Below are 12153 nucleotides of genomic sequence, written 5' to 3'. Positions count from 1 at the left end.
ATAGACACCAAAATTTAGCAATCAAAGGTTATGCCGCCCGCGGCGGCGTCCGCGCCGCGCACCGCAGCGCGCAGCACGCGGACAATCAGCTGCCGTTCCACGACCTTGATCCTCTCGTGGAGGCTGGCCTCGTCATCATCGGCCAGCACCCGCACGGGCTCCTGGGCGATGATCTGGCCGGTATCCACGCCAGCATCAACGTAGTGAACGGTGGAGCCGGTGACTTTCACCCCATACGCCAACGCATCCCTGACACCGTGCGCGCCTGGGAAGGCGGGCAAGAGTGCGGGATGCGTATTAATGATGCGGCCGGCGAACTGGTCGAGGAAGTCCTTCCCCAGAATCTTCATGAACCCGGCGGAGACCACCACGTCGGGCTGGCCCACCGCGGTGGCAAGCGCCTGGTTCCAGGCGTCTCGGTCCTGCCCCAGCGGCACGACCTCGCTGACGATGCCGGCTGCTTCCGCGCGTTCCACGCCCTGGCAGGGCTTGTCGGCGACGACCTTGACCACGCGGTAGGACTCGTCCTGCGAGTCCAGAATGGCCTGGAGCAGTGAGCCGGTACCGGAGACCAGCACGACGACGCGCAGGGGCCCCGATGCCGCGGCGTCAGTCACGCCCGCCGGCTGGGCCTGATTGTCGGAGTCAATGAAATCAACAGAAGCATCTGCGGGTGAAGTCACGCCTAACAGACTAGCCCCATAGGGTAGGCCCGCGGAACTTTCAGTCCTTTTGACTTCCCCCACGCGCCACCCCATCGGCCGGATCAGCAGCCTCATCCAGGCCCTTATCGGCACTACCCTCGGCAGCAACCTCCTCGGCGTCGATGTTGTCCGGAGCAGCATCCGGTTCGGACTGCGCCGCGTCTTCCGCGTCGGCGTTCACGGCTTCCGCGTCGTCGGCGTCGTCGGGATCTACAACCTCCGCGTCGGCAGCAACGTCCGCGTCGGCAGCGGTGTCCGCGCCGGAGCCGGCTTCTTCCGCGCTGTCCGCGCTATCCGCCCCGGTGGGGTCCTCTGCGCCGGACTCCACCTCCGCGGCGTCCGCTTCACGGGCGCGTGCCTCATCGGCGCTCGGGGAGGCGGCATCGGCAGCCGGTGCGGCAGCCGGCGCGGCAGCCGGTGCTTCGGCTCGGCGGTTCTGCCACAGGCCAATGCCCCAGGCGGCCAGGCCGATGACCAGGACCCAGACGACGGCCAAGGCGCCGGCCATGGCGACCATGATGCCGGTCGCGCCGTAGACGCCGACCTCGCCGGTGGTAAACGCGGCGAGCAGCGCCACGCTGAGGCCGGCCAGCACGGAGGCCTCCACCGCGGTGCGCGGGCTGGGGTTCTTGCCCCGCCACGCCCAGGCGGCGGCCACGCCGGCCAGGACCAGTAGGACCAACGCCCAGGCGGGCGCGCTGCCCGGGATAACGCCCACGAGCGGCAGCGGCGGCAGCGGCACCAGGTGGATGCTAAACAGTGAGACGCTCGCCTGCCCCATGTGGAACTCCGCCCCCAGCAGGTTCGCGCCGGCCACCAGCGCGGCGTTGGGCAGGTAGAGCAGGCTCAGGCCGTAGAGGGCGGCCGCGCCGGCCGCGGGCAGGTCCGGGTAGGAGTTTAGGATTTCGCCCTGGCGCTGCCAGCCGAGCAGACCGACGACCAGCAGCAGGGCCAGGCCGGCCACGAGCAGCGCGCCGATGAAGCGGAAGGCGACCCGGGCGCTAGCCACCACCGTGACCGGCAGGCCGTAGCGCTTCAGCAGCGCGGTCCACAGGCGCGGGCCCATACCCAGCGCGAGCGCGACGAGGTGGATGACCGCGACGCGCAGCACGGCGACGGCCAGGTTCGGGGCGGCAAGATCGTAGACCTTGCCGGCGTCCCAGAGCATGAACCAGGCCACGAGCGTTATCAGGACCGGCACACCCACGGCGCAGGCCAGCAGCAGCAACAAGTCATTGACGCTGACCTTGTGCTTGACCGCGCGGTGGATGCGACCGGCCAACAACCACACCAGGCCGATGGTGGGCAGGAAGGGCAGCACGGAGATGGTGTTGCCCCCGGCGTGCACCGGCACGAGGTTGAGCACCATCCAGGCCTGACCGATGATCGAGGGCAGCCAGGCCAGCGGCGCGCTGGAGAGCAGGACCGAGGCCAGCGCGATGACCACGATGGTGCCGATAACGGCCAGGTTCGGCACGCCGACGGTCAGCAGCATGCGGATGAGGCGGGCCTTGGTCCCCGTCGCCTTCGGGGCGGTGCGAGACCGAGCTTGCGCACCAGCGCGGGAGGCCACGCGGGCAGCCGGCTGGGCGGCACTGGAGGGGCTGGTGCGTCCGCGGGCCTGGCTGCGCGGGCCCGACGACGACCGCGAGTGGGGGCTGGTGTTCTTATTCATCGCCTCTACCTTGCCACGCCACCGGCGCCTTTTCGGGTTGGCACGGCCCACCGGCGGCGAATCCCCTGCCCCGACGGGGCACCGGCGGCAGGGCGCAGCGAGGGTCTTATATATACTGTATTAACCCTCACGTAGAACTTTAGAGATTTCGGGTTTTCAGTATCGCTTAGTACCTGCCCACAGCGGCCCGCCGAAACAAGCTTCCGCCCCGTTATCGACCCGCCGGCGGGTTCCGGTAGTGTTACGGAAGGGGCGGGAGTCATCATTGCCCGACGCACGCCCCCGGCGGTGTGACTTAGAAATTTCCTGCATTGACGTGTGAAAACCCCCTCACGGCTGTTTTATAACATCGATTTAGCTTGCTTGACCCTGTGCGAACCGCTATTGTTACCAGACGTTGGTAACAAGAAGGTCACAATCGTGTAACCTTGAGCGAGATTAAGTAACGCGGAAGCAGCGTTACACGATTTAAGACAAGTACGGGAAGAAGTTTAATGCGAAGCAAGACCCAGCGGGCTGGCGTGGGACGCCACCGCAAGACCACTACCTCGCAAACTGCCAAGGGACGCATCGCCCTGGTAACCGTGGCTGCCGGTGCGGCCTCCACTGCGGGCGTTGGTGGCGCCGCAGCTGCTCAGCTGCAGGCTAACGCCGATCACGAGACCAAGGCCCAGAGCGTCGACTACGATCTGACCACGGACTCCAACGAGCTGGCCGAAAACGGCGCAGCCGCCGTGGAAAACGCCGCCCCGCAGATCCTGGCGATCGCCGAGTCCAAGCCGGTCGACAACCTCTCGGAGCAGCTCAACAAGGCCATCGAGGCCGCCGACGCCCGCATCGCCGCGGACGCCGCCTCCCGCGCCCCCTCCATCGTCAAGCCGGCCGAGGGCGCCTACACCTCCGGCTTCGGCGCCCGCTGGGGCGCCATGCACAACGGCATCGACCTGGCTAACGCCATCGGCACCCCGATCGTCGCCGCCATGGACGGCATCGTCATCGACTCCGGCCCCGCCTCCGGCTTCGGCAACTGGATCCGCATCAAGCACGAGGACGGCTCCATCGCCGTCTACGGCCACATGGAAACCCTCGACGTCGCCGTCGGCGACCAGGTCCACGCCGGCCAGAAGATCGCCGGCATGGGTTCCCGCGGCTTCTCCACTGGCTCCCACCTCCACTTCGAGATCCACCCGGACGGCAACACCCCGGTCGACCCGATCCCGTGGTTCGCTGAGCACGGCATCAACATCTCCTAGAAGCCGCCAACTTCTTTCCCACCGCAACGCCCCTCGCTGCACCGCGCAGCGAGGGGCTTTTCGCTACCCCCAGGCACCACCCCCACGTTCGCCATATTAAAAACATCTGTAACTTTAGCCGCAATTACAACACGCGTAACACGCTGGCATGTTCGATTATTTTCGAACAAACGTGGCCTTCTACCTGCTCTTTTTGGCGTTGCGCTCCCCCGCCAACCGGGCTAACTTTTAGTTCGTTGCCTTTCGGCGGCCCCGCCGGCCCCTGTGCTGGAGCGTGCCCCTCGCGGTACTGCCCGCTGACTGGCTCGCCACCACATACCCTCACGCTGATAAAGGACGTAGTCTATGAAGCGCACTCATCGCGCCCGCCGGGCCGCTATGGCCGGTGCCCTGGCACTGACCACCGGCCTGGCCGCCACGCTTGGTGCCACGGCCGCCAGCGCCGCCCCCGCGGCGACGGTGAACGTGTCGGACGGTTCCTCCGAGCCGACCGTCAGCGACGTCAACCACGACGCCCTCACCGATGCTCTCTTCGGCCTCGCTAAATCCACTACCCAGTTGTTCAACGGCACGATCACCCCGTCCGTCAACCAGACCGAGGGCGGGCTCAACATCGTCCTCGACCCGTCTGCCGTACCGGGACTCGAGGACGCCTTCGCACCCGAGGGTGACCACTCCGGCCTGCGCGCCACCCACTCCCAGGACGCCAACGGCAACACCGTCGTGTTCCCGACCACCGGCACCCTGACGTCTGGCTTCGGCTCCCGCTGGGGCGCGATGCACAACGGCATCGATATTGCCAACCCGGTAGGTACCCCGATCTACGCCGTGATGGACGGCACCGTGATTTCCTCCGGCCCGGCGCAGGGCTTCGGAAACTGGATCCGCATCCAGCACGACGACGGCACCGTGAGCGTCTACGGCCACATGGCCGCCAGCTCCCTGCTGGTGGGTGTCGGCGAGCGAGTCACCGCCGGCCAGCAGATCGCCTCCATCGGCAACGAAGGTGTGTCCACCGGCCCGCACCTGCACTTCGAGGTCCACCCCGGCGGTGGCGGCCCCGTGGACCCGGTTACCTGGTTCGCAGAGCGCGGTATTTCCGTCTAGAGCTTTTCCATGGGAAGTCCGCCAATCAGCATCAGGCGGACTTTCCCGGCAGAGCCGAAATCCACGGTGACGGTCGCCCGCGCGCCCGAACCGTCGGAGCTAATGACCGTTCCCAGGCCATACTTGGCGTGGTTGACGCGGTCCCCCACGGCCAGGTTGAGATTCTTGTTCTTCGGCATGGACGTAGCAGCCGCCGGCTTTTTCCGTTGCGATGGGGAAGACGCAGCGGAGCCGGACTTGCGCGACCATCCGGACCAAGACGAACCGAAGTTGCGCCCGTACTGATAGCTATCATCACCCCACCCGGAGTTGAGGGAGCTATCGTTTTCCTCCCGCCGCCAGTCGATGAGATCCTCTGGGATCTCGGCGAGGAAGCGACTGGCGGGGTTGGTCATCGGGTTGCCCCAGGAGGAACGAATGATAGCGCGGGTGACGTAGAGCTGCTCCCGCGCGCGGGTAATGCCCACATACGCTAGTCGGCGCTCTTCGCTCAGCTCCTTCGGGTCCCCCAACGAGCGCATGTGCGGGAACTGACCGTCCTCCCAGCCGGTAAGGAAGACCACTGGGAATTCCAGGCCCTTCGCCGTGTGCAGGGTCATCAAGGTGACCACGCCGGAGTCTTCATCCGGGATTTGATCGGCGTCAGCGACCAGGGAGACCTTTTCCAAAAACGCCTGCAGGGAGCCCGGCGCTGCCTGCCCGTCGTCGGCCGGGTCGGCCTCCGGCGCGGCATCGGAGCCGTCGAAGGCCATCTGGTTGGCCGCCTCCGAGGAGAACTCCCGCGCCACGGAGACCAGCTCGTTGAGGTTGTCCAGGCGCGCGCCGTCCTGCGGGTCGTTGGAGTTTTCCAGCTCGGCCCGGTAACCCGTGGCATCGAGCAGCAGGGAGATAAGCTCGCCCAGGTCCGGCTGCCCGGTGACCTGGTTGGTTATGCCCGGCAGCTGGGACTGGATGCCGTCCATCATCTCGGTGAACTTGCCCACGGCATTGACCGCGCGCGTGCCCAGGCCGTTTACCTGGCCGGCTGCCCCGTCGAGCAGGGCCTTGCCGAAGCTGACCCCGAGGTTCTCCGCATGCAGCGCGATCTGGGCCTGGGCCTTGTCTCCGATGGCGCGCTTGGGCACGTTGATGATGCGCCGCAGGCTCACCGTGTCGTCCGGGTTGTCCAGGATCCGCAGGTAGGCCACGATGTCGCGGATTTCCTTGCGCTCGTAGAAGCGCGTGCCGCCCACCACGCGGTAGGCGATCCCGGAGCGGATGAAGATATCCTCCAGCGCGCGGGAGGCGTTGTTGGTGCGGTACATGATGGCGATGTCGTTGAGGTTGCGGCCGCCATCGACCAGCTTGTCGATCTCCGCGGCGATGAAGCGGGCCTCGTCGTGCTCATTGTCCGCGACGTAGCCAATGATCTTCTCGCCCTGGCCGTGGGCGGTCCACAGGTTCTTCTCCCGCCGGTTTTCGTTCTTGGCGATGACCGCGTTCGCCGCGTTCAGGATGGTCTGCGTCGACCGGTAGTTCTGTTCCAGCAGGATTGTCCGGGCCTGCGGGTAGTCCCGCTCGAATTCCTGGATATTCCGGATGGTGGCGCCACGGAAGGCGTAGATTGACTGGTCCGAGTCACCGACCACGCACAGCTCCGGCGCTGGGACCGCTTGGTCCGGGCTCCCCTGCCCGTCGCCCGTGGCGGCGCCGTTGCCCTGGCCGACCAGCGCGGCGACGAGCGCGTACTGGGCGTGGTTGGTGTCCTGGTACTCATCAATGAGCACGTGGCGGAAGCGGCGGCGGTAGAACTGCACCACCTGCGGGTGCTGCTGGAAAATCCGGACGACCTCTCCGATGAGATCATCGAAGTCGACCGCGTTGGCCGCGCGCAGGCGACGCTGGTATTCCGCGTAGACCCCGACGACGGTCGTGTCGAACGGGTTCTTGGTGGCCGCGGCCTGCTCCGCGGCGCGCTGCGGGCCGATGAGCTCGTTCTTGTAATTCGAGATCTGGTTGGCTAGCACCCGCGGGGTGAACTTCTTAATATCCAGCTGCTGGTCCTTGGCGATCATGGACAGAAGGCGGCGGGAATCATCCCCGTCGTAGATGGTGAAGTTGGTGTTCAGCCCCGGCACCAGCTGCGCCTGGGCGCGCAGGATCCGCACGCAGATGGAGTGAAAGGTGGCCACCCACATCCGCTCCGCGACGGGGCCGACCAGCTGGCCGACGCGCTCTTTCATCTCCGCGGCGGCCTTGTTAGTAAAGGTAATAGCCAAAATCTCCCAGGGCGCCACGTTCCGCGAGCGCATCAGGAAGGCGATCCGGCGGGTCAGCACCGCGGTCTTGCCGGAACCGGCGCCCGCGACGATAAGCAGTGGCGAGCCGGTGTGGGTCACCGCCGCGGCCTGCTGCGGGTTCAGGCCCTCGACGAGCGGGTCTACGTCAGGCTGCGGGGCCTGGCCGGGCTGGGACGCGGCCGGGGGCGCGGCCGCGGCCGGCCGGCCGAAGGGGTTGCGGTCTGCGGGCTGGGAAAATGGCGAGGAATCATTCATGATGACTACCAACCTACTAGCCGGCCCCGACACACAGCCGAGCGGAGTTACTTTTTGGCTGCCCAGGTGGCACAATTGGGTTATGTCAGACGCGGTACACAACGAGCTCGCCAACCTTGAGGTCCGGACGCCCTCGGGCACAGACGATCCCCTCTCGGATCAGGAAATCCAGAAATACCGGGAAGAGATCAACCGGATGGACCAGATCATCCTGGAGGCCATCAAGCACCGCACCGCGGTCTCCCAAGCCATCGGCCGGACCCGCATGGGGTCTGGCGGCACCCGGCTGGTGCACACGCGGGAGATCGCCATCCTCAACCAGTTCCGTGACGAGCTGGGCGAGGAGGGCCCCGCCATCGCCTCAGCGCTGCTGCGCATGGGCCGCGGCCGACTGGGATAATCGTCCCTACCCCCGCGCCCGTTTTGGGCAATCCGTACAGTAATCTATACGCATGAACGCCGTCTTAATAGCCGTCATCGTCATGCTCGTCCTCGCGCTCCTGCGAGTCCATGTGGTCGTTGCGCTGTTCCTGGGCGCCCTCACCGGCGGGCTCATGGCCGGCATGGGGCTGGACGATACCATGCTCGCCTTCCAGGACGGCCTCGGCGGCGGCGCCAAGATCGCCCTAAGCTACGCCCTGCTGGGCGCCTTCGCCATGGGCGTGGCCTCGGCCGGGCTCCCCCGCCTGCTGGCCAACTTCCTAGTCAAGCGCCTGGGCAACCAAGACGGCGAGCTCAACAAGGCCGCCGTGGCCGCCACCAAGTGGATCCTGGTGCTGGGGCTTATCGCCATGGCCGTGATGAGCCAGAACCTCATCCCGGTCCACATCGCCTTCATCCCGCTTTTGGTCCCGCCGCTGCTGACCGTCATGAACAAGCTGCGCCTCGACCGCCGCCTGATCACCTGCTGCCTGACCTTCGGCCTGGTGACCACCTATTTCTTCGTGCCGGTGGGCTTCGGGTCCATCTACCTCAACGACATCCTGCTGTTCAACATCTCCGAGGCCGGCTTGGACACCAGCGACCTGTCCATCATGCCCATCATGGCCATCCCGGCCGTAGGCATGCTGGTCGGCCTGCTCATCGCCATCTTCTTTACCTACCGCAAGCCGCGCGACTACGCAGATACCCCGATTTCGGACGACGCCCCGGACTCTCAGGAAATCTCGCCCTACCGGGTGACCGTTTCCGTCATCGCGATCATCGCGACCTTCGCGGTCCAGGTCATCATGCAGGCGCTCGACTTCGAGGCCGATGGGCTGCTGGTCGGCTCCCTGATCGGCCTGGGCATCCTGCTCATTTCCGGCACGGTCAACTGGCGCCAGGCCGATGACGTGTTCTCCCAGGGCATGAGGATGATGGCGCTGATTGGCTTCATCATGATTACCGCCCAGGGCTTTGCCTCGGTCATGACCGCCACGGGCGAGGTCGAGACCTTGGTCGACGCCACCGCCGAGATCTTCGGCGAGCACCAGTTCTGGGCCGCCGGCGGCATGCTCCTGGTGGGCCTGGTGGTCACCCTAGGCATCGGTTCCTCCTTCTCCACCCTGCCCATCATCTCCGTTATCTACGTCCCGCTGTGCATGTCGCTGGGCTTCAGCCCCGCCGCGACCGTCGCCATCATCGGCACGGCCGGCGCGCTGGGCGACGCCGGCTCCCCGGCCTCCGACTCGACGCTCGGCCCGACCGCGGGCCTCAACGCCGACGGCCAGCACGACCACATTCGGGATTCGGTCATCCCCACCTTCCTCCATTTCAACATCCCGCTGCTCGTGGCGGGCTGGACGGCCGCTCTCATCCTCTAGCCACGCCCGCAGAAGTCTTCGACTACGGTTGTGGTTAGCACTTAGCACGCGTTTAGACACCGGAAGAAAGGCCGCAGAAGCCAATCGTCATGGATTATTCCAACACCGCCTACGCCACTGGTTCGACCATCACCAGCACTGCCGAGTGGAAGGCACTTGCGCAGCTGGCCGACGGGGAAACCGCCCTGAACCTCCGCGAGCTCTTCCGGGCGGAAGAATCCCGCGCGGATAACCTCTCCTTCGCCGCCGCGGGCCTGCACGTCGATCTGTCGAAGAACCTGGTGGATCAGGAAATCCTCGGCGCCCTCATCGCCCTGGCGGAGGCAGCCGGCGTGGAGCAGGTGCGCGAGGCCATGTTCGCCGGCGCCCACATCAACAACACGGAGGACCGCGCGGTGCTGCACACCGCGCTGCGCCTGCCGGCCGAAGAAGACCTCACTGTCGACGGCCAGGACATCGCCGCCGATGTCCACGAGGTCCTGGGCCGGATGCGCGATTTCGCCACCGCGCTGCGCTCCGGCAAGTGGCTGGGGCACACCGGCCACACCATCAAGAAGGTCGTCAACATCGGCATCGGCGGCTCAGACCTGGGCCCGGCCATGGCGGCCCGCGCGCTGCGCTCTTACGAGGTAGCCGGGATTAGCGCGGAGTTCGTCTCCAACGTCGACCCGGCCGACCTGGACGCGGTCCTGGACCGCCTCGACCCGGAGTCGACGCTGTTCATCATCGCCTCGAAGACGTTTACTACCCAGGAGACCCTGGCTAATGCCCACGCGGCCCGGCGCTGGCTGCTGGAGCAGTTCGACGGCGACGAGTCGGCTATCCGCAAGCACTTCGTGGCGGTGTCGACCAACGCGGAGAAGGTCGCCGAGTTCGGCATCGACACGGAGAACATGTTCGGTTTTTGGGAATGGGTCGGCGGCCGATACTCCGTGGACTCGGCCATCGGGCTGTCGTTGATGTGCGCCATCGGGCCGCTGGACTTCATGCGCTTTGTGGAAGGCTTCCGGGCCATGGACGAGCACTTCGCCGAGGCACCGCTGAGCACCAACGTCCCGGTGCTGATGGCGCTGCTGGGGATCTGGTACACCAACTTCCTAGGAGCCGAGTCCCACGCGGTGCTGCCCTATTCGGAGGATCTCTCCCGCTTCCCGGCCTACCTGCAGCAGCTAACCATGGAATCCAACGGCAAGTCGGTGCGCCGCGACGGCTCGGCGGTGGACACGGCCACCTCGGAGATCTACTGGGGCGAGCCGGGCACCAACGGCCAGCACGCCTTTTTCCAGCTGCTCCACCAGGGCACCCACCTGGTTCCGGCGGACTTCATCGGCTTCGCCCAGCCGCACCGGGATTTCCCGACGGCTAACGGCACCGGCTCCATGCACGATCTGCTGATGAGCAACTTCTTCGCCCAGACCAAGGTGCTGGCCTTCGGCAAGACCGCCGAGGAGCTCGCCACGGAGGGCGTCGATACCGAGCTTATCCCTCACAAGGTCATGCCCGGCAACCGCCCGAGCACCACCATCTTGGCCGAGAAGCTCACCCCGCACGCGCTCGGCGCGCTCATCGCGCTTTACGAGCACATCGTCTTTACCCAGGGCGTCATCCTGGGGCTGAATTCCTTCGACCAGTGGGGCGTGGAGCTCGGCAAGCAGCAGGCCAACGACCTGGCCGCCGCCGTGCGCGGCGAGGACACCGCCGCCTCGGGCGACGCGTCCACCGACGCGCTCATTCGGTGGTACCGCACCCACCGCGGCTAGCCCGCTAACTACATCCGGATCATCGGCTCGAAGCCGGCGGGGATGCGGTCGTTCGGCACGATCTGCTTGCCGAACGGGAAGCAGGTGATCGGGATGAGCTTGAGGTTGGCGATAGCCAGCGGGATACCGATGATGGTGATCGCCTGGGCCGCGGCCGTGGTCAGGTGGCTCAGCGCCAGCCACACGCCGGCGACGATGAACCAGACGACGTTGGAAAACGTCGACATGCCGCCGGACCCGCCCACCGGCTGGACCACGGCCCGGCCGAACGGCCAAATCGCGTAGGCCGCCATGCGGAAGCTGGCCACGCCAGCCGGGATGGTGACGATGAAGATGCAGGCCAGAACGCCGAAGATGAAATAGGCCAGTGCGAGCCACAGGCCGCCGAACAAGAACCAGATGATATTGAGTAGCAAACGCATACCCGCGATCCTAGCGCGCTCGCGGCCGCCGCGCCGGCCCTTAAGCGCGCCCCGCTTGCCCTAGTATTTCGGCTGGCAGTGCGGGCAGAACCAGATGACCCGCTCCAGTTCCCCCTCGTCGCCGCCCTGGTCCGGCCCGCCCAGGAATCCTTTCTCGATGCGGGTGCTGCACCGCCGGCAGCGCGCCCGGTTGCGGCCGAAGACGTAGGTGGTCTCGCCCGCCCGGCGCACGCCGGTGGTCACGCGGATGGGGCTGTCGCGGTTGGCCCACATGATGCGCCGGGCAATATCGATGACGGCCTCCAGGTCCACCCGCCCCACGGGCGTGGCCGGGTGGAGGCCGGCCAGGAAGCAGATTTCGGCGCGGTATTCGTTGCCGATGCCCGCCACGTTGGACTGGTCCAGCAGAGCGGTCCCGATTGACCGCTCCGGGCGGGCCGCCAGCCGGCACAGCGCCTCGTCGCGCCCGCCGGCCCCCTCCCAATCCGGGTCCAAAATATCCGGGCCCAGGCCGGCGACCCAGCCGGCGTAGTCATCAGCGGCCATCACCTCGACCAGGCCCAGCCAGTGGCCGACGAGCTCGATATCGCGCGGGTGGTGCGCCAGCTGCAGGACCACCCGCGCGCTGTGGCCCGGCTTGCGCCAACGCTGGCCCACATAATGGATGGCCCACTGCCCCTCCATCTTCAGGTGCGTGTGCAGCAGGCGCTGCCCGAACTGCATGAACAGGTGCTTGCCGTAGGGCCACACGCGCTCGCAGGTCTCCCCGTCAAAGCGCACGGTGGCATACCGCGGCACCCGCAGGGAGCTGCGCGTGACCTCCCGGCCGCGCATGAACTGCAAGCGGTTGGATAGCTGCAGGACGGAATCACCTTCGGGCATCTCGCCTCCTT

The 12153-nt window shown here is 66.5% G+C and carries 10 protein-coding genes; 5 read left to right on the top strand and 5 right to left on the bottom strand.

Annotated features, from left to right (window positions below; all coding sequences use genetic code 11):
* Window positions 1-14: 14 nt before the first annotated feature.
* Both purN and QQS53_RS06650 read right to left on the bottom strand, forming a co-directional pair.
* On the bottom strand, window positions 15-683 hold the full coding sequence (gene purN, locus QQS53_RS06655; RefSeq protein WP_472775104.1) for a phosphoribosylglycinamide formyltransferase: 669 nt from the start codon (window positions 681-683) through the stop codon (window positions 15-17).
* 40 nt (window positions 684-723) lie between these two features.
* A complete protein-coding gene (locus QQS53_RS06650) occupies window positions 724-2379 on the bottom strand; it encodes a cell division protein PerM (protein ID WP_472775103.1) in 1656 nt (551 codons plus the stop codon).
* Window positions 2380-2873: 494 nt separating this feature from the next.
* Between QQS53_RS06650 and QQS53_RS06645 the strand changes: the two genes are divergently transcribed.
* Entirely contained in the window at window positions 2874-3632 is a 759-nt protein-coding gene (locus tag QQS53_RS06645; RefSeq protein ID WP_448872565.1) for a M23 family metallopeptidase, read from the top strand.
* A 345-nt stretch (window positions 3633-3977) separates the two neighbouring features.
* Entirely contained in the window at window positions 3978-4739 is a 762-nt protein-coding gene (locus tag QQS53_RS06640) for a M23 family metallopeptidase (protein WP_448872567.1), read from the top strand.
* Here QQS53_RS06640 and pcrA read toward each other — a convergent pair.
* Complete coding sequence (pcrA, locus tag QQS53_RS06635) at window positions 4736-7273, bottom strand: DNA helicase PcrA (RefSeq protein ID WP_472775102.1); 2538 nt, start codon at window positions 7271-7273, stop codon at window positions 4736-4738. The two genes, QQS53_RS06640 and pcrA, sit on opposite strands and share 4 nt — an antisense overlap.
* Before the next feature lie 82 nt (window positions 7274-7355).
* On the opposite strand from pcrA, the gene QQS53_RS06630 reads away from it, so the two are divergent.
* The 3 genes from QQS53_RS06630 (at window position 7356) to pgi (ending at window position 10838) form a co-directional block, all read left to right on the top strand.
* The gene (locus QQS53_RS06630; RefSeq protein WP_296204472.1) at window positions 7356-7673 is read left to right on the top strand and encodes a chorismate mutase; all 318 of its coding nucleotides are present in this window, start codon (window positions 7356-7358) and stop codon (window positions 7671-7673) included.
* A 52-nt stretch (window positions 7674-7725) separates the two neighbouring features.
* On the top strand, window positions 7726-9078 hold the full coding sequence (locus QQS53_RS06625; protein ID WP_472775101.1) for a Na+/H+ antiporter family protein: 1353 nt from the start codon (window positions 7726-7728) through the stop codon (window positions 9076-9078).
* An 89-nt stretch (window positions 9079-9167) separates the two neighbouring features.
* The gene (pgi, locus tag QQS53_RS06620; protein WP_472775100.1) at window positions 9168-10838 is read left to right on the top strand and encodes a glucose-6-phosphate isomerase; all 1671 of its coding nucleotides are present in this window, start codon (window positions 9168-9170) and stop codon (window positions 10836-10838) included.
* A gap of 8 nt (window positions 10839-10846) precedes the next feature.
* On the opposite strand, the gene QQS53_RS06615 is transcribed toward pgi, so the two are convergent.
* Window positions 10847-11260 (bottom strand): YccF domain-containing protein, encoded by a 414-nt coding sequence (locus QQS53_RS06615; RefSeq protein ID WP_472775099.1) that lies wholly within the window; start codon window positions 11258-11260, stop codon window positions 10847-10849.
* A gap of 60 nt (window positions 11261-11320) precedes the next feature.
* The gene (locus tag QQS53_RS06610; RefSeq protein ID WP_472775098.1) at window positions 11321-12142 is read right to left on the bottom strand and encodes a DNA-formamidopyrimidine glycosylase family protein; all 822 of its coding nucleotides are present in this window, start codon (window positions 12140-12142) and stop codon (window positions 11321-11323) included.
* Window positions 12143-12153 lie beyond the last annotated feature (11 nt).

Source organism: Corynebacterium sp. 2571A, from assembly GCF_055700935.1.
This window is presented reverse-complemented; position numbering and strand designations above follow the sequence as displayed.